This window comes from Idiomarina sp. 29L (genome assembly GCF_004123135.1).
GTDB lineage: Bacteria > Pseudomonadota > Gammaproteobacteria > Enterobacterales > Alteromonadaceae > Idiomarina.
In genome coordinates, this window is the sequence record NZ_SDJS01000005.1 from 24849 (window position 1) to 44493 (window position 19645).

At 49.1% G+C, this 19645-nt stretch carries 11 protein-coding genes; 7 read left to right on the plus strand and 4 right to left on the minus strand.

The annotated features are described in order from the left end of the window. Window positions 1–91: 91 nt before the first annotated feature. Window positions 92–1963 carry a DUF885 domain-containing protein gene (locus tag EST55_RS10830; RefSeq protein WP_129497472.1) on the plus strand — a complete coding sequence of 624 codons (1872 nt, stop codon included), beginning with the start codon at window positions 92–94 and terminating at the stop codon, window positions 1961–1963. A gap of 1 nt (window position 1964) precedes the next feature. On the opposite strand, the gene EST55_RS10835 is transcribed toward EST55_RS10830, so the two are convergent. Further along, window positions 1965–2615, minus strand: a complete 651-nt coding sequence (locus EST55_RS10835; RefSeq protein WP_129497473.1) for a response regulator transcription factor — start codon at window positions 2613–2615, stop codon at window positions 1965–1967. After that, on the minus strand, window positions 2612–3757 hold the full coding sequence (locus EST55_RS10840) for a histidine kinase (RefSeq protein ID WP_100691183.1): 1146 nt from the start codon (window positions 3755–3757) through the stop codon (window positions 2612–2614). Before EST55_RS10840 ends, EST55_RS10835 begins: the two co-directional genes overlap by 4 nt. Before the next feature lie 124 nt (window positions 3758–3881). Here EST55_RS10840 and EST55_RS10845 point away from each other — a divergent pair, with 124 nt between their 5' ends. Next, window positions 3882–4628 (plus strand): hypothetical protein, encoded by a 747-nt coding sequence (locus EST55_RS10845; RefSeq protein ID WP_100691184.1) that lies wholly within the window; start codon window positions 3882–3884, stop codon window positions 4626–4628. Beyond that, entirely contained in the window at window positions 4625–5491 is an 867-nt protein-coding gene (locus tag EST55_RS10850) for a hypothetical protein (RefSeq protein ID WP_129497474.1), read from the plus strand. The genes EST55_RS10845 and EST55_RS10850 overlap by 4 nt, the downstream gene beginning before the upstream one ends. Here EST55_RS10850 and EST55_RS10855 read toward each other — a convergent pair. Next, the gene (locus EST55_RS10855; RefSeq protein ID WP_129497475.1) at window positions 5488–6597 is read right to left on the minus strand and encodes a sensor domain-containing diguanylate cyclase; all 1110 of its coding nucleotides are present in this window, start codon (window positions 6595–6597) and stop codon (window positions 5488–5490) included. The two genes, EST55_RS10850 and EST55_RS10855, sit on opposite strands and share 4 nt — an antisense overlap. 84 nt (window positions 6598–6681) lie before the next feature. Continuing rightward, on the minus strand, window positions 6682–7296 hold the full coding sequence (locus tag EST55_RS10860) for a LysE family translocator (protein ID WP_129497476.1): 615 nt from the start codon (window positions 7294–7296) through the stop codon (window positions 6682–6684). A gap of 108 nt (window positions 7297–7404) precedes the next feature. Here EST55_RS10860 and recC point away from each other — a divergent pair, with 108 nt between their 5' ends. Genes recC through EST55_RS10880 form a run of 4 tightly spaced genes read left to right on the plus strand, consistent with a single transcriptional unit; the run spans window position 7405 to window position 19628 of the window. Next, entirely contained in the window at window positions 7405–10860 is a 3456-nt protein-coding gene (gene recC / locus EST55_RS10865) for an exodeoxyribonuclease V subunit gamma (RefSeq protein WP_129497477.1), read from the plus strand. Further along, on the plus strand, window positions 10857–14546 hold the full coding sequence (recB, locus tag EST55_RS10870; RefSeq protein WP_129497478.1) for an exodeoxyribonuclease V subunit beta: 3690 nt from the start codon (window positions 10857–10859) through the stop codon (window positions 14544–14546). Before recC ends, recB begins: the two co-directional genes overlap by 4 nt. Further along, entirely contained in the window at window positions 14543–16477 is a 1935-nt protein-coding gene (gene recD, locus EST55_RS10875; RefSeq protein ID WP_129497479.1) for an exodeoxyribonuclease V subunit alpha, read from the plus strand. The genes recB and recD overlap by 4 nt, the downstream gene beginning before the upstream one ends. After that, window positions 16470–19628 (plus strand): DUF3427 domain-containing protein, encoded by a 3159-nt coding sequence (locus tag EST55_RS10880; RefSeq protein WP_129497480.1) that lies wholly within the window; start codon window positions 16470–16472, stop codon window positions 19626–19628. Before recD ends, EST55_RS10880 begins: the two co-directional genes overlap by 8 nt. The last annotated feature ends 17 nt before the right edge of the window (window positions 19629–19645 follow it).

A 19645-nucleotide genomic window follows, 5' to 3' on the forward strand; every position in this document is an offset into this window, starting at 1 on the left:
CAGTCGGTTACAATTTAAGCATTTCCTTTAGTGTAACAAGCGCGCTATAGTTTTTCTTCCTAATCAAAAAGAAGAATTCAAGGACACCCCTATGCGTTATTCCATCGTCACCCTGGCTGTTTTGGGCTTATTAACGGCTTGCGGACAACCGCAAGAAAGCAATTCTGGCCAAAGTTCTCAAATGGCTGCTGAACAACAAAAGCAGACGGAGCAAACATCACAATCTGAAACGGAACGCCTGAATCAGTGGTTTGAAAACAAATACGAAGAGCAACTGCAGCAAAGTCCCATTCAAATGACTTTCCTGGGTCGCAAAGACCGCTACGGTGACATAGATGACATGACCGTGGCCGCTGAAAAGAAGCAGCTTCAGTGGCTTGAGAATAGCGTTGAAGAGTTAAAAGCCAATTTCGACTACGACAAGCTAGGCCAGGAAGCGCAAACGTCGTACGATGTCTGGGTTTATCAATACGAGCAAGCCAAGCGTAACGCTGAGTTCCGTGGCATGGGTTATGTATTTGACCAAATGCGTGGTGCACATACTTTCCTTCCTCAGTTTTTAATTAACTTCCACCGGGTTGATGATGCAGAAGATATGGAAGCTTATATTTCTCGCATTAACGGTGGTGCAACAGCCATCGAACAGTTATTACAGCGTGCGAAGCAGCAGGTTGAAAACGGCGTTCGTGCGCCGCGTTTTGCTTACGAACAAGTCATAAAAGAAGCGAAGGGGCTTATTTCAGGCGCGCCGTTCGATGAAGAAGGTGACTCGAGTTTACTGAATGATGCTAAGAATAAACTGAGCGCTCTTCAGGAAAATGACGAGATCTCCGCCGAACAAGCCGACAAATACGAGAAAGAAGTACGCAAAGCGCTATTAGAACGCTTTCGCCCAAGTTACGAAGCACTCATCAGCTTTCTTGAAAGCGACATCGAAAATACCGACGAAGTCGCCACTGGCGTACATCGCCTGGAAAACGGTAAAGCCTACTACAACGCCTTACTGAAAAATTATACGACTACCGACCTGACCGCAGACGAGATTCACCAAATAGGTTTAAATGAAGTGGAGCGGCTGACTCAGGAAATGATAGCGATTAAAGATAAAGTGGGCTTTGAAGGTGATCTGCAGGAGTTTTTCACCTTTATTCGCACTGACGAGCAATTTTTCTATCCGAACAACGACGAAGGCGCTGAAATGTATCTGGAAGATTCTCGGGAATATCTGGCGTATATAAATGAAAAGTTGCCAGAGTATTTCGGGATTTTGCCAAAAGCAGACTTGATCGTGAAACGCGTTGAGCCTTTCCGAGAGCAGGACGGCGCAGCTCAGCATTACTATCCAGGCTCGCCGGACGGTGAGCGCCCGGGCATTTACTATGCGCATTTATCGGACATGAGCTCTATGCCGAAAAATGAGATGGAAGCTATTGCTTATCATGAAGGTAACCCGGGTCACCATATGCAAATTTCCATTGCACAGGAGCTGGAGTCCGTACCGGAGTTTCGTACTCAGGCTGGTTTTACGGTCTACAGTGAAGGCTGGGGCTTGTACGCAGAGCAGCTGGCCAAAGAGATGGGCGCTTATGAAAATCCTTACTCGGACTTTGGCCGCTTAACCACGGAAATTTGGCGAGCGGTGCGTTTAGTTGTGGATACTGGCATGCACGCGAAAGGCTGGACAGAAGAGGAAGCGGTGAAGTACTTCCAGGAGCATACCCCAATCGCAGAAGGGGCGGTGCGCTCAGAAGTGCGTCGCTATCTCGTGATGCCGGGTCAGGCAACCGCGTACAAAATTGGCATGATCCGCATTCTGGAACTGCGTGAAGAAGCCAAAGAAGCGTTAGGCGATAAGTTTGATATTCGCGGCTTCCACGACACCATTTTGGGTGGTGGTGCTTTACCACTGCACATTCTGGAGCGTCGTGTTGACCAGTGGGTTGAGAAGCAGAAACAAGCCTAGTTTACAGTAAGCCAATATCAATGGCTTTAAGCACAGCTCGGGTGCGGTCACGCACCCCGAGCTTTGCCATTAGTGAGGACACTTGATTCTTGACTGTCCCGGTTGATTTAAACAAGCTTTCCGCAATTTCGTGATTACTCAACCCCGCTGCAATCAGTCTCAAAACGGCGATTTCTTTATCTGTCAGGGGTTCTACAAGCGTTTTGTCGTCAATGCTCTCTGTGCTCTTGTTATTTTTTAAGCCAGTTAGAATGCGCTCCGTAATGGCCGGTTGAAGCCATGTTTTTCCCTGAGATAGCGCGGCAATTGCGTCAACCAGCATCTCCAGAGAGACATCTTTTAATAAGTACCCTTCTGCACCCGCTTGAATGGCTCTCATAATAGACTCGTGGTCATCAAACGTCGTGAGCATTAACACGGGAGTCTGGCAGCCGTTACTTCTTAATGTTTCTACCGCCTCTATACCATCCATGTCGGGCATTCGAATATCCATCAGGATAACGTCAATGGAGTGTTGGGCATTTTTCTCAAGAGCCTCCTTGCCAGAGCTTGCTTGCGCAACAACGGTCACATTGTCCGATAGTGATAAAAGTGAGCTAAGACCTTCCCGAACTAATGTTTGGTCGTCAACTAACAGAACGTTAATGCTCATACATTATCCTCAAACGTTAGTTGAAGATTAAAGCCTCTGCCTTTTGCTTCTACGATGAGTTCTGCGCCAACGTCATTGGCACGCTCTTGCATACCCGTCAGTCCATTTCCTTCCTTAAAATGTTGAACAGACCCGTTATCTTCAATAAAAAGACAAAGCGTATTACCTTGACGAGATAACGAAATACTTTGTCGGTTGCCATTGGAGTGTTTCAGGAAGTTTGTCACGGCCTCTTGCGATATCCTCAAAACTGCCTCGGCAATATCAATGGCTTGAATGCCGAGGTTTTTCTGACACGTCACCTCAACTTGTTTATCTGTCGAGCGGTAAGCCAGCGACTGTAATGCTTTTTCTATATCCAGAACGGCCGAGTCACGTAAGTCGGAAACCGCTTCACGAACATCTGAAAGCAATAATTTGGTAATACTCTGGCTCTTTTCTAACGTCGGCTTTAAATCATCGCCCGCTTTTCGGGAAGCCACCTGTAAGTTAATGGAAAGAGCCGTTAGGTGGTGGCCTATTAAATCGTGAATATTGCGAGCTATTCGTGTCCGTTCGTTCTGTTTACTGGCTTCTTCCAGCAGCATTTGTGTTGCCCGAAGCTCCCGGTTTATTGCCAGCTCGCGCTCGAGTGCTTCTGTCTCTCTCAGACGGGTGCCCATGGTCACTATAGCGAACAAATTAAATGCCCAGAACAGAATGGCGGATATCCAGGCATAGCTGTCGCCCCAGCCAAACTGGTAAATCAACCATAATGGCACCGATAGCGGAATAGAGATAAGCACAGAGTTTCGAATACTGGTGTAATAAGGCAGCTGCGCCACGCAAATCGTCATCAATATGGCGACAACACTATAGGGTATTAAGTAATACAAACTGAAAATAGCGACCAATTGAACAAAGACAAGACTGAGACGTAACCAGGGCTCGTTTTTGTAGGGCTGTTCTCGGGTCGCTATTGTGAAACAAACCATGAAAACCACAAAGAATACTGCGGAAAGGATCCAGTGCGAGCTAAAAAACGGTGTTTGCTCTCTTTGACCTAATAAGTAAAGACAAAACGAGGACAACAGCGCCCAGGACAGCACCGCAACCCACTGCTCTTGATCGATGTATTTGGATGTAACTGATTTTATATTCATGCGTTAAGTATGCCTGCAGCCCAGCGTTTGACAATAGGCCAAAAGTCACGTTTGAGAAAGTGACTTCTTGCACTCACTGACACCAAGTAATAGCCCTAATCTGTAAAAAACAGGAGGGGTTATTATGTTGACACTACACAGCGTTTTACTTTATTTGCACATCGTTTTTGGGGCCATAGCCATGGCGCTATTTTGGATACCGGTGATAACCAAAAAAGGTGCCTTGAATCATCGCCGGTTTGGTAAGGCGTATGTCTGGACCATGAATACGGTAGCGATTTCAGCCATCGTCATGTCAGTCATGGTATTAGTGGCGCCGGGTTATTTTAAAGCGGATATCATTGCCAATAGCCAAAGACCTGAGGTCGTTATCGAGGGTATTCGGTTCTTTTGGACCTTGCTGTTGTTCCTTTCCGTGTTTACTTTTGCGTCGGTTCGGAACGCAACTGTTGTTTTGCGGTCGAAACGAAGTCGCGATAACTTGCGTACATTCAGCTATCTATCGATGATTGGGTGTCTGGCGGTGATGTCTCTGGTACTGCTATGGCAGAGCATGAATACGCCTGCTATTCAGTTTGTCAGCCCTTGGTTACACATTATTTTTGGCATTTTAGGGTTAGTAAACGTGTATCAAATGTTGCGTTTTGCATTTTCGCCCTCAGTTAAGAAGAATGCCTGGTTGATAGAGCATTTAAGTTCAATGTGTGGTTCAGGTATAGCCGTTTATACAGCGTTTTTTGCTTTTGGCGCACGGCATGTGCTGGCTCATTTAGGGCATTGGCAATTGTTATTCTGGGTAGTGCCGGGTGTTGTAGGTACGGTGCTTATATTTTTATGGTCACAAAAATACGAACAAGGAGAACTCTCGTGAGGTGGCTTTTATTCTTACTTACAACATTAATTTTTGCGCCCGGTGTTTATGCCGAGGTGGAAACGAAACAGGTCATTCAACAGCAGTTGGCTGATGGTTCACTTGATAGCGCTGAAGACAGCGTTGAAGAATGGGTGAAAAAAGAACCGGAAAATGCGGAAGCCTGGCATACCCGTGGGGTGGTGATGGCGCAACAGGCGCAGAATGCCTTTTTCAGTGCGATGAGCTACGCCGGTAAGTCAGTGGACTCCTTTGAGAAAGCAGTTGAGCTGGCGCCTGACAGTATTAAATACCGCAGAGCCCTAATGCAGTTTTATTTAATGGCGCCCTCTATTGCCGGCGGTGATGATGAAAAAGCATTGGCTCAAATTGAGAAAATGATGGCGTTAGACCCGGCACAAGGGGCACTCGCCAAAGTTGGGTATTTGCGTAAGCATGAAAAAATGACGGAAGCTGAGTCTTTGCTGGAAGAAACCATAACAGCACATCCTGATAATGCCGATGTTTTGCTTTATGCCGGTCTACAGAAACAGCGTGCGGAAGAATTTGACGCCGCTTTCAAGTTGTTTGAAAAAGCCAAAGCAGGTGTGTCTGATGACGGTTCGGCAGTCAGTATGGCGTTGTACCAGATTGGAAAAACCGCCGTTTTAGCCGAGAGTCATATTGATGCAGGCATTGCCGCGCTCAATAATTACCTGGAGAAAGCGTCGTTAGAGAACCTACCTGAGCCGCACTGGGCTCAGTTCAGAAAAGCACAGTTGCTGGCGTTAAAAGGTGATACAGAAACGTCAGAGCAACTGCTGGCAGAACTTAAAGGTGTTGACGATAAAGAACTGCAAGAACAGTTGGCGCAACAAGGTTAGTCGTCTAAATACCCTCTGTTTCGGCCGTCAGACTTGGCGCGATACAGCGCCGAGTCTGCTTTGGCTATCATTTTCTCGGCAAGCGCATCGATGTCTTCGTCGGTTTCGGGGCTATGAATATAGCCTCCGACGCTAACGGTCAAATAGGGGGCTATACCTGAGGTCTCGTGATGTATTTGTAACGCTCTAACGGACTCAAGCAAATGGTTAACGCTGTCTTCGGTCTTCTTCCTGTCCGTCGCTGAAATTACAGCAACAAACTCTTCCCCACCGTAACGAGCCACAAAGTCGGTATTACGCTGAAATAAATCAAAGAGGGCATTGGCGACCCCTTTAAGAGCCTGATCTCCCTGTAAGTGTCCGTAATGGTCGTTATAGTGTTTAAAATGGTCAATATCAATAATCAGTAGAGACAGCGCTGACTGCTCTCGCATCGAACGCTGAATTTCATTGTGGATACGCTCGTCAAAAGCACGGCGATTAGCAATGCCGGTTAAGCCATCCTGTGAGACTTGGGCATGAAGAAGACGGTTGGCTTTTTCCAGCTCACGCTGAGTATGAATAAGCTCTGCGTAGGTTCGTTGTCGCTCTAGCGTATTGGCAATAATATTGGCGACCAATTTTAAACAGCGGATTTCTTCTGGAGTCCAACGGTGTTTTTCCTGAACTCGATCACAGCCGACAAAACCAAGCAATTGGTGCTTGGCTACTATACCCACACAGATAACGGACTTAATGTGTTCGCGTCGGAATTCTTGCTTTTCGGCATCAGCTTCGGGTGGAAGTAATTCCACATCGTTAACAATGAAGAGTTGATGTGTCTTTATTTCATTGAAAAACCAAGGGAGGTCATCGATACCGACAGACTGCAAATCGTCAATGTGCGCTTCAAACCCATCCCGCACCCATTCGTGAGTGTTGGTCATATTGACAACAGCATCATCAAACTCGAATACATAACATCTATCAGCACCGGCATAGCTGCCAAATGCCTCTATAACTTCCTCAATGCATTCGTAGGTCTCTGCAGGCTCGCTGTTAATCAAACGAGACGAAAGCTCAGATATTAATTGGTTAAAAGTAACTTGAGTATTTATGGCGTCCATGAATCCTTCCGACCGTTTACACTGTCAGTTAAGCACAGACACAATACAAGGTAAATGTTATTTTTGTGTTATTTTAAGAGTTGTTCAGTCTGTGTAAAACGTCCAAATATCAAATACGACCGGTAACACGGAAAAGACCAACAGGAGAGCCATTGAAACATTGAAAATGCGCTGTGCCGTATGGTTGGTCAGTAATTGACGCAGGCCAGCACCGGCAACAAGCCAAACACCAACACAAGGAAAGGCCACCGCTAAAAACGCTGCGGTTATTTCCATGACTTCAGACCAGAGTGTACCCGCTACGGTGGTAAATGCGGCGACTGCGCTGGTCGCCATGACCCAGGCTTTACCATTCACCCACTGAAAGAGAACCGCCTGCCAAAACGTCAGTGGTTTACGGTCACCCTTCTCTATGGCTTTGGGTGTTTGCGAACCAATCACCCAGGCGAGCCACAGCAAATAGAGCGTGCCGGCAATTTTTATCATTTGGTGCAGCAACGGGAATTGTTCCAACACCGAGCCAAAGCCCATACCGACCACCAACACCATCGCCGGAAACCCCAAACAGATACCGAGGAAATGCGGCAAACTGGATTTTACCCCGTAGTTCACACCAGAAGACATGATCATTATATTGTTGGGACCCGGCGTAATGGTGGTCGAAAACGCAAAGAAAAATACCGCGATAAAAATTTCCATAGCCTTCCTTATTACGACATAAAGTGACGCATTGAGTCTTATACTGGTGTCTTTAAAAATATACGATACCATGGCATTTCATGGAACCGGTTTTAAGGAGAGCAGCGAGTGAGTGAATTAACCCCCGGCTTTATTGTCGCGCACGGACACCGTTTGGAAGACTTAACGGATGTGGCCGTCAAATTCACTCAGAACTATCCGCTGGCGCCACTGGAGCAGGAAACCGTGCTGGTGCAGAGCAATGGTATTGCACAGTGGCTGAAAATTAACTTAGCGCAAGCCAGTGGCATTGCTGCTATGGTCGATGTCACGCTCCCCGCACGCTTTCAGTGGCAGGCTTATCGCGCCATTTTAGGTGGAGACATTCCCAAAACCTCGCCGTTTGATAAAGACCGCCTGACCTGGCGGTTAATGCGTTTATTACCTGATCTTATTGCCGAGAACCCGCACTTTGCTCCGTTGAAGCACTACACTTCTGATGATCACGATGGTCGCAAGCTTTACCAGTTAAGCGGGCGGTTAGCCGATTTGTTTGACCAGTACGCAGTGTATCGTGCCGACTGGCTCGACAACTGGGTTAAAGGTCATGACGTTTTGGAAAACAATGAGCCGCTTGAAGCCGAGCAATTGTGGCAGCCGGAACTGTGGCGTGCGGTGAGCAATGATATTGGCATTGATGATTACTGGAACAACCGTGCCGAGTTACATCAGCGTTTTATTGATACCGCAAAAAGCTTGTCGCAACGTCCTTCCGGTATGCCCCCTCGCGTGGTTGTTTTTGGCATCTCGTCACTGCCGCAACAAATGCTGCAAGTGCTGGATGCGATAAAAGGCTACACCCAGATTTTGCTGTGTGTGCACAACCCCTCGCAATTTCACTGGGCCGATATTGTTGACGGCAAAGAAGCTCTGCGCGAGGCCGTTAAAACCGCTTCCCGTTTAAAACACAAACCGGAATTGCCGGATGAGCCGGATGATGATGAACTTCATCAGCTGGCGCATCCGCTGCTGGCCTCGTGGGGCAAGCAAGGGCGAGATTATATTCGCTTGCTCGATTTATACGACGAGACGCTCGCGAAGCAGGAAGCCTTTAACACTGTAAAACTTGAGCTGTTTGAGCCTCACGAAACGCACCATCTGTTAAGCCAGTTACAGGATGATATTTTAAACCTGCGCCCGGTTCAGGAAACGCGTGAATGTTGGCCAACTCCGCCAGAAACGGACAAGTCGTTGCAGTTTCATGTCTGTCATAGTCCGCAACGCGAGCTGGAAGTGTTGCACGATCAGTTATTGGATGCGTTCGCTCGCGATCCGGAATTAAAACCGCGCGATGTGATGGTCATGCTGCCCGATGTGAACACTTATACGCCCTATATCGACGCCGTATTTGGTCGCTATCATCAACGCCCGGGCGAACGTGATCCGCGCGCCATTCCTTATACCATCGCAGACCAGGGGGAGCGTCATCAGCGACCGTTAATGATAGCGCTGGAATTGTTGTTGCAGGCGGATCAGCTGCGCTTTACCCAAACGGATTTGTTCAATTTATTGTCGGTGCCGGCAGTTCAGCAGCGCTTCGATATTCATGACGACGATTTGCCGCAGTTGAAACGCTGGGTCAGAGAGGCTGGTGCACGTTGGGGTCTGAACAGTCAGCAGCGTGAACAGTTTTATATGCCGCCGGCGGAGGAAAGAAACAGCTGGTGGTTTGCGCTTAAACGCATGATTGCAGGCTATGCTATTGGTGAGCTTGAAGCAGACCATTCATCCCCCTGGGCTGAGGTTGAGCCCTATCCGGAAGTATCGGGTCTGAGTGCTGCTCTCGTTGGTTGTCTGGCCGATGTTGTGCGCGCGCTCGAGTCATGGTGGCAGCGTACCCAAACTGCGCAGCCATTGACTGACTGGGTGCTGCATGGCGAGTGGCTGTTGCAGCAATTCTTCGAGACCGACGACGATAGTGATCACTTACTGTTAGCCAAGCTTAGTGATGAGCTGTATCAGTTACGGGATATTGGTGTTGAAGCCGACAATGAGTCGCTGTTGCGGTTACCGATATTTAAAGACGCTTGGCTCGAGCGTGTTGACCAGCAAAACCTTAACCAGCGGTTTTTAGCCGGTGCAGTGAACTTCGCCACGCTCATGCCCATGCGTGCCATTCCTTTTAAATACGTCTGTGTGTTGGGAATGAACGAAAGTGACTACCCGCGCTCGGTACCTAGGGTGGACTTTGACTTAATGACAGACCGGTACCGTCCGGGTGATCGCTCCCGCCGCGACGATGACCGTTATCTGTTTTTGGAAGCGATGCTGTCGGCGCGGGACTGCTTTTATCTGAGTTGGGTGGGTTACAGTGCCAAAGATAACAGCGAGCGCACTCCGTCGGTATTAGTCGCACAGTTGCGCGACCATATTCAGCAAGGCTGGGGTGTTGACGTTAACAACCTGACCGTAGAACATAAGCTGCAACCCTTTAACACGTCTTACTTTAGCCAGGAGCAGCCGGGGTATTTCACTTACGCCAGTGAGTGGGCTCTGGCGCATGGTGGTGCTAAAAACAACGACTCAACAGCGTCTCAGCATACAGCGGAAAGTGTCGAACGCATCCTCAGCATTAACGACATAAAACGCTTTATCGAAGAGCCCGCGCGGCTTTATTTTAACTGGCATCTTGATACTTATTTCGGCAGCGACAGCGAAGACCTGGACGACAGCGAAGCCTTCGTGATGGATAACCTGCAAAGCTGGACGCTCATTACGCGTTTGGTGGACTGTGGTAAGCGTGCCTTGTTGCAAGGCGGGGGCACGGAAGCGGCCTTGTTAAAAGAGCTGAATCGAATCAACCGCGAGGGCGCGCTAGGTATAGGCGCTATTGCCGAGCAAAATGGTCTGGCACTGCTTGAACAAGCCGACAAAATACTGGGCTCTTATCAGCAGGGTATTACCGGCTACAGTCAGTTTAACGAGTTCCCCATTGAGGTAGGCTTCGAGCATAACGGCCTGATTATCGACGACACCATTACCGGCTTACACACCAATGAACAGGGCGAGCGGCTGTGGGTAGTGACCTCTGCGAGTAAAATAGCAAAAAATACTAAAAAAGGCGGTGTCGAAGACGGAGGCTGGAAACATATCAGTGCGTATTACATCGGCTTAATGCTGCTGAATTTGCAGCAACCCACTCGTTTACTCATTGTTTCCAAAGGCGGTTGTCAGTTGCCGGTCGCGGCGATACCAGCAGAGCTGGCGCTGCAACAACTTGAGCAACTGCTTGAACTGGTGGCATTGTCGGTGCAGCAACCACAACCCATGCATTTGGATATTGCCCTAAGCTGGCTGAACGCCTTGGATAAAAAAGACAACGACGAAGCGCTTGCGCATGAGGCAGCCCAGCAGAAATACGAAGAAGGCGGCTTTAATGCACCGGCGATAGTGACAAAAAGTGATTACTGCGGCCGGGTTGCCGACACTTACGAGGCCATTATGACGTCGCCCCATTTCCGCCGGTTTTTGAATGAACTCTACGACCCGCTGCGTTTAACCATGGTGCCGGAGGAGAAGTCATGAGCCAATCGACGACGCATGTTCTGGAGAACCCGCTCGACTTTCCGCTGAACAGCAGCCGCTTGATTGAAGCGAGCGCCGGTACCGGTAAAACCTACACCATTGCAGCACTTTATGTGCGTTTGGTCATTGGTCACGGCACGCCGGACACCGCCTTTGAGCGCGAGCTTGTACCCAAGAATATTCTGGTCATGACCTTTACCAAAGCCGCGACAGAAGAGCTGAGTGACCGCATTCGCGCACGCTTAGCCGAAGCCGCAGCTTATTTTCGTGACCCGGACTCGGTCGACAGTGACCCGTTCTTAGCCAGTTTGCGCGAAGACTGCGTAGCGAAAGAGCAGAACTTAAAACACTTAGCGCGATTACTGGATTTAGCGTCCCAGTCGATGGACGAAGCCGCGGTTAAAACCATTCATGGTTGGTGTCAGTCTATGCTAAAAGAGCACGCTTTTGCCAGCGGCAGCTTATTCAGTCAGGACGTCGAGACCGATAATGAGGAGCTGCGTTTGCAGGCAGCTGAGGACTATTTCCGCCGCTTTATCTACCCGGCCGATACCGAGTTGAGTGAAAAATTGCTGGCAGACTTTACCTCGCCTGAAGCCTTGTTAGGCTTGACCTACAGCTTAAGCAAAAGCGGGCAGGCACCGGTTGAGGGTGACTTGCAAAGCTTATTAAGCGATGCAGAAAGCGGGCATAAGCAACGAATAGCGGCGATAAAGCAAGAAGTTGCGCCTATTTTGAAAGACTTGATAGAGAAAACATCAAAGGCGAAGTCGGTAAAGCGCCATCTTGATCACTTTCAAGTATTTGCTGACTGGTGTGACGACCCTGAAGCGATTGAATTAAAACCCAGTGCTGCAAATTTGAAAAGTATTACTGCAGGTGAACTAGAAAAGCTTGCTAACGCCAAGCTTGGCGGTATGGATGAGCGTTGGTATGAATTAACGAACCTTGAAGAGCGCATTACGCGTAGCAAAGTCCAGCAAACGCAAGAACTGGCTAAGATAAAACAACACGCCGCATTTTGGGTGAACAAACGTTTTGCTGAATTGCAAAATCAGCGTGCAGAAATGGGGCATGACGACATGCTCACACGCTTACGCGATGCGTTAAAAGGTCCCAGTGGCGAAGCGTTGGCGGCCGCTATTCGTAAGCAATACCCCATAGCCATGGTGGATGAGTTTCAGGACACCGACCCTGTGCAGTATGAGATATTCAACCGCATTTATAATCTGGCAGAGCCGCACACCGGCACCGGCATTTTCCTGATTGGCGACCCGAAGCAGGCGATATACAGCTTCCGAAATGCCGATATTTATACCTATTTAAAAGCCCGGCGAGACACCGAAGGGCGGCACTATAACCTGGCGAAAAACTTCCGCTCGTCGCAGGCAATGGTGGACAGCGTAAATGCACTGTTTGAGCGTGCAGAGGAGCTACCGCGCGGCGCTTTTTTGTTCAAAACCGAAGACGACAACCAACTGCCCTTTAACCGCGTGGCTGCCAATGGACTGAAGCGTACGTTCAAACACTGCTTATTATCCAGCAATGTAAAAACCGCTCCGGCGCTTCTGTGGTCGGTATCGAGTGAAGAAAAACGCAATAAAGATACCGTATTCAGGGCAGCGGCGAATCACCATGCCAACCTAATAGCGTCGTTACTGAATGATCCGCAAGCGGGCTATTACAATGAAGACGACGTGCTGGAGCAGCGTGTTAAAACCAGCGACATTGCTGTGCTGGTGAATAACTTCAGCGAAGCCAATGCTATAAAGAAAGCACTGAGTGACCGTGGCCTCAAAAGCGTTTATTTGTCAGACCGAGAGTCGGTATTTGCGCAGCGTGTAGCTAAAGACTTGCTGGCACTGGTCAGCGCTTGTGCGGAACCACGTGACCCGTCGCTTATTCGCAGTGCCCTTGCAACGAGGCTGTTAGGGCTGCCGTTTGCTGAACTGGAACATATTCACAGTAACGAACAAGCCTGGGAAGCGCGCGTAGAGCAGTTTTTAAGTTATCACGACCAATGGTTGCGCCAGGGCGTATTGGCTATGCTGCACAATGTGTTGCACGACCATCAGGTACCAGCGACGTTGCTGGAAGACCGCATTCATGGCGAACGACAGCTGTCAGACGTGCTTCATATTGCCGAATTACTGCAACAACAAAGTCTGGTTTTAGACGGTATTCCGGCGTTAGTGAACCATTTTGCCGAGCAGGTGAATGAACGCCACGGCTTTGGTAGCAACAGCCGCACGCAAAGTGACGAGCAGCAGCTACGCCTGGAAAGTGACGATGAACTGATAAAAATTATCACCATCCATAAGTCCAAAGGTTTGCAGTACCCGCTGGTATTTATGCCCTTTGTGGCTTACACCCAGTCGGAGACCCACCGCATAAAGCCACCAGCGGTTTATCACGATGGAAATGGCGAGCTGCAAGTGCTCTGGTCCAAAGACGACGACAACAAACAGCGTTTAAGCGACGAGATTCTCGCAGAAGATTTACGCAAAATGTACGTCGCAGTGACCCGGGCTCAGTACGCTACCTTCATTGCGCTGGAGGCTATGAGCGAGCATCGTAATAATCCGCTGTTTTACTTGTTGAACGGCGGTGAGGCTTTGTCTGACGAGCTTTACAATGTCGTTAATGAGCGCTGGCAGCAGAGCGCGCATACGCAGGTGACACGACTGGAAGAGGATGAACCTTTAGTTCGAGCGCTTGAGCAGGAGCAGCAAGCGCCTAAGTTGACGCCTAAAACGATGCTGGCTGGCCGAAAACTTGAACGTTGGTGGGTGGCTAGTTACAGCGCGCTTAAGTATGAGGGCGCGGTCACGAAAAGTGCACAGGCACCGCAGTCGCCCGACGAAATGAACCTGCTGGATGAGCGAGAAGACGAGGACGAGCAAGTCGCCAGTGTCGCAGAGCCGAGTGCGGACAGCATTCACCATTTACCCAAAGGCGCCGGACCGGGCACCTTTTTGCATAACTTACTGGAAGAGTCGGCGAATCGGGGCTTTGAGGTAATCGCTCATGGTACTACCGAGCGCACTGAGCTGGTACAGCGCTTTTGTGTCAGCCCTTTGTGGCAGGAGCATGAGCAGAGTATTGAGCGTTGGTTAAATGCCTACTTGCAGACAGAGTTTGTGATTAATGCGGACGGCGAGACTGTCAGTCTGGGTCAGTTGCAGCAATACAAAGCTGAGCCCGAGTTTTGGTTTGGTGCCAGTGTCGTTAACGCACAAACGCTCGATAACCTAGTGCAACAACACACATTACCGGGTTACGGGCGCCCCTCGCTAGAGACTAACTTGCTGAACGGCATGCTAAAAGGTTTTATCGACTTGGTCTTTGAGCATAACGGTAAATATTATGTGGCCGACTACAAGTCGAACTGGCTGGGTGAAGACGACCACGCCTACAGCGAGGAGGCCATGCGCGAGAAAATACTGCACAGCCGTTATGACCTTCAATACGTGATTTATACGCTGGCACTGCACCGCTTGCTAAAAGCACGGCTTGGCGATGAATACGATTACGACACCCACATTGGCGGCGCAGTTTATCTCTTTTTACGCGGCCACAGAGCCGAAACCGCAGGCGCCTTTTGTGATCGGCCACCCCGTGAATTGATAGAGCAGCTGGACGCGTTATTTGCCGGAGAAAGTGCCACAGACAAGGAGTCAGTATGAGCAACTTAACCACTCAAAGCGTGTTCGATGCCCTGAGTCAGTGGCGAGATGCCGGCTGGATACGCTCTATTGATTTAGCCTTTGTCGAGTTTTTGCAGCAAGCGGGCGAGCGCAGTGACGCTGTGTTACTCGCTGCCTGTTGCGCTTCTCATCAAGCGGGTCGTGGACACACACAAGTTGACCTAACGGCGTTGATGGATGCCCCGGAGACGTTGCTTAACCTGCCACCAGAGAACCGACATGCTGCGGATTGCGCCTTGCCAAGTGAGCTTTTTAAGCTTTACGGATTAGACCTGACGGATGCACTGGCAACCAGCCAATGCGTCGACGTGAACGGTCACGGAACCGAGCCTTTAGTACTTAACGAAAACACCTTGTACCTGCGCCGCTATTGGCAGTACGAAACCTTTATAGAACAAAGCGTTCAGGCGCGCATGCAGGACCGGCCAGTCATTAACGACGAGCTGCTAAAAAGTACGCTGGCTAAACTGTTTGCGCCGACTGAAAACGGCGATATTAACTGGCAACGAGTGGCCTGTGCTAATACCGTACGGAATCGGTTTAGTGTTATTACTGGCGGGCCTGGTACCGGTAAAACCTATACCGTAGTGCGCTTGTTGACCGCATTACAGCATCAAGCGCTGACGCTGGGTTTGCCACCGTTGCGGGTATCACTGGCGGCACCGACCGGTAAAGCGGCAGCGCGCCTGACTGAGTCTATTGAAAATGAGTTGGAGCAGTTGGTTCAGAATGACAAACTCTCCGGCCTGAAAGACGCATTACTGTCGATTCAGCCGGAAGGTAAAACCCTGCATCGGTTACTCGGTGTGAAGCCTAACTCCCGCGCCTTTAAACACAATGCGGAAAACCCATTGCGAACGGACGTAGTGATTGTTGATGAAGCCTCAATGATCGACATAGAAATGATGACCGCATTGCTGAAAGCTGCGCCGAAGCACGCTCGGCTGGTACTCATTGGCGACAAAGATCAGCTCGCTTCAGTAGAAGCCGGAGCCGTGCTCGGTAACTTATGTGCCGGTGCCGACGAGGGGCATTACCATAGCGCCACCGCTAAGTGGCTGCAAGACATTGCTGATACCCCGGCATTTCCGTCAGAGCTTATCGATGACAAGGGTGCGCAGCGCCTGCAACACGTAGTCAAATTCCGAAAAAGCTATCGCTTTAAAGGACCCATTGCTGACCTGGCCAACGCTATTAATCGTCAGGATGATGCCGCCACACAACAGGAAATAGAAAAAGCCAAAGCCGCCGAAGGTGAGCACCCGGTCAGTGTTTACGAAGTCGACAGTTTAGACGACTCAAGCTTCGAGGCCTTAATTCGCCGCAACCTGACAACACCGGGTAGCCTGACGTTACACGTCAGGAACAATGCCGCCGCCAACGAAAATGCTACTACAAATATCGACGCTGGTTCCGCCGACAAACTCGCCCTGGAAGCCCTGCAGAACCTAAGCAACTTCCAAATCCTCACCGCCCTGCGCGAAGGCCCTTGGGGCATGAAAGCCGTTAACCAAAAAGTGGGCGACATACTCGGCGTAAACGCCAACAGCTGGTACGAAGGCCGCCCCGTTATGGTCACTAAAAACGATTACGGATTGAAGCTCAACAACGGCGATATTGGCATTGCCCTAAAAGATCCTGAATACGGCCATTTGCGCGTTGCCTTCCCGGACCAAGAGCACGGCGTACGCTGGATACTGCCCAGCCGCCTCACTCACATAGAAACCGTCTACGCCATGACCGTACACAAATCACAGGGCTCGGAGTTCAAACACACCGTCATGGTATTACCCGACCACGACAGCCCGGTGATGAGTAAAGAGCTGTTGTACACAGGTATTACGCGGGCTAAAGAGCGGTTGAGTTTGGTGGGGAATAAACTTTTCAATCAGGGAGGCAAGCGTGGCTGACTTGTACCGAGGCCTCTATGATTTGCTGCAAACCTCAGCAGTTCAACAAGAGCTTTCAACACATGATGAAAGCCTTGTTGCTGATCTAGAAAACCTAAATGTTGAAAGTAGTCATGAACGATTAGTGGACGCTTTAACCGAGCAATTATCTCAGTTACTAGCAGCCGTCGGTGAGGGTGAGCGGCTTTCAGATAACGATAAGCTTTTAGCTCAAGTCGACTTATTGAATAATCTGCTTAAACATGCGCGACAGCAGCTAAAAGAGAATACAGCAGAAGCACTTATCGACGAAATCGCTTCACCACCACAAGTGTTACGTTCGATTTATCGTCATGGCGAACAACCCGAGTTGCCCCAAATTAGCCTATCGCAGCCGTGGTTATTTACTGCAGGGAAAGACTCGCCAGCGTTACTCAACGAATTGATTTCAGAGCTCTCTAGCTGTGATCACGTCGATATTTTAGTGAGCTTTATCACGGTTTCTGGTGTTCGGAAAATTTACGACATACTGAAGCAAATTACCGCAGCCGATGCTGAAGGCCATAGTAAAACATCTATTCGAGTGCTGACGACAACCTACATTGGCGCAACAGAGAAAAATGCGTTGGATATGCTAGCCCGACTCCCGAATTGTGAGGTGCGCGTATCGTTAGATGGGCGTCGAACGCGACTGCACGCGAAAGCTTGGATGTTTGAGCGAAAAACCGGGTTCGGCAGTGCTTATGTTGGTAGTGCGAATTTATCGGGCGCCGCTTTAATGGGAGGCTTAGAGTGGACGGTTAAGTTCACTGAACACGGGCAACAAAACCTGTATGCACGTGCCAAAGCACATTTTGAAACGCTGTGGGAAGATGGTGAGTTCCAGCCGTATGATCCGAACGACAGTCAACATGTCGCGGCATTGAGAGATGCGCTAAGCCGGGAATCTGGCGGGAAAGCTTTACCTGAGCATGTCACCACAACCTTCTTCGATATTACACCCAAACCGTTCCAGGCGGACATTCTTGAGCAGCTAGATAATGAGCGTGCCCACGGACGTTTTAAAAATTTATTGGTAGCAGCAACGGGCACCGGGAAAACCGTTATGGCAGCCTTTGACTACCGACGTATTTGTGAGCGGGAAAAAGGACAGCCGCGACTACTTTTTATCGCACACCGCGAGGAAATTTTAAGTCAGTCGCTCAACACATATCGACAGATTCTAAAAGACGCAAATTTTGGCGACTTGCTGACCGGGCGCCACGAACCTAAGCAATATGATCATGTGTTTGCAACGGTGCAAAGTGTTCGTTCACAAAAGCTGTTAGAGCGTTACCCGGTAAATCATTGGCAAGTTTTGGTGGTTGATGAGTGTCACCACATAGCAGCGCAAAGTTTTGATGAGGTTGTTTCACGCGCAGAGCCCAAATATTTACTGGGTCTGACCGCCACACCGGAACGAGCCGATAATAAACATATTCTAGCCTATTTTGATGCTCGTCCCGATGGTTCGCCATCGGTACAAATGCGTTTATGGAATGCGCTTGATCAGCAACTGCTTGCGCCATTCGAATACTATGCGTGTGACGACGGCCAGGATTACCGGAAAGTTAATTGGAAAAATGGCGATGGCCGTAGCGATCTTCACGACATTCTCTCTGCGAATGATGCTCGTGCACGTAATGTGGTGAGGGCTTGGGATGAGGTTGTTAACAATATAAAAGAATCTCGCGCTTTGGCTTTCTGTGTCGACGTTGAACACGCACGTTTTATGACCAAAAAGTTTAACGAAGCGAATATCCCAGCGGCATTGATTTACGGAGAAAGCTCACGTGAGGAACGAGTTTCTCTGCCGAGAAAGTTAGCGAATAAAGAAATCAACGTGCTAGTTACGGTCGACCTATACAACGAAGGTGTTGACTTGCCTTTTGTCGACACACTGTTGCTATTAAGGCCAACGCAAAGCGTTACGCTGTTTCAGCAACAAATTGGTCGAGGGCTTCGCCTCCATCCAGAAAAAGAAAGTTGTTTAGTACTCGATTTTATTGGCCAGCATCGAGCAGGTTTTCGTTTTGATGTACTGTACAGTGCAATCACAGGATTGACCCGTAAAGAAGTGTATGACGGTGTAAATAATGGTTTTGGCAAGTTACCGAGTGGTTGCTACTTGCAGCTTCAAAAGGAAGCGCGTGAATCGATATTGGGAAGTCTGCGTCACGCGCTCAATCAGCGTTGGGATCAACTGCGCAATGAGTTGAATCACTTCGCTCGAATAAAAGGTAACAATAACGTCTCGTTGTCAGAGTTTATTAGTGAGCAGCAGCTTGAACTGACGGATGTTTACCGTGGAAATGGTAATAACACCGGCTGGACCAATTTAAAGCGTGCGGCTCAGTTGATTGCTGGTGATGCGACGGAGCAGGAAACCTACCTAAGCAAGCGCTTTATGAGCCTATTGCATATCGATGATTCTGATTATCTGCAACTCATTCAAAAAGCAACAAGTGGAGATTTAAGCGACGCTTGGTCGAGTGTCGATAAGCAATATGCGCAAATGTTGGCTTATCAAATTGACCATCAGAACGAGCGCGTGGGTAGCGGCGTTGAATTTATTAAAGCTTTGAAGCAGGAACCTGAAGCACTCACTGAGCTCAATGAACTTGCGCGTTTACTAGATGCTAAAACAAACTATGTTTTCGAGCCTTTGCCTGGGCTCGAAGGTACACCCTTGAAACTTCATGCGTCTTATCAAATACGCGAGATTTTGACTGCAGTTGGTTTTTTGAATGAGCAGGAACGTCGAGTATTTCGAGAGGGCGTACTCCGTTTTCAAGATAAGAAGCTTGAGTTATTGTTCGTGACGTTGGATAAAGCTGACGCAGTACACGAAGGTGTTGCCTACAATGACTACGCGATCAGTCGAGAGAAGTTCCATTGGCAATCACAGAATACGGCTTCTCCAAATACGCCTACCGGACGTCGCTATATCGAGAGCAACACTAACGGTTGGCAGTTCCAGCTTTTTGTTAGAGAAAACAAGCAATCAGCTTATAAAGCCTGCGGGCCCGTAGCGTTTATTAGCAGCCATGGCGAACGGCCTATGAATGTGACTTGGAAACTGGAGAACAAATTGCCAACTAGGCTTTATCAGTCGTTTAATATTTTGCGATAAGCTTTAGTGAAACAAGA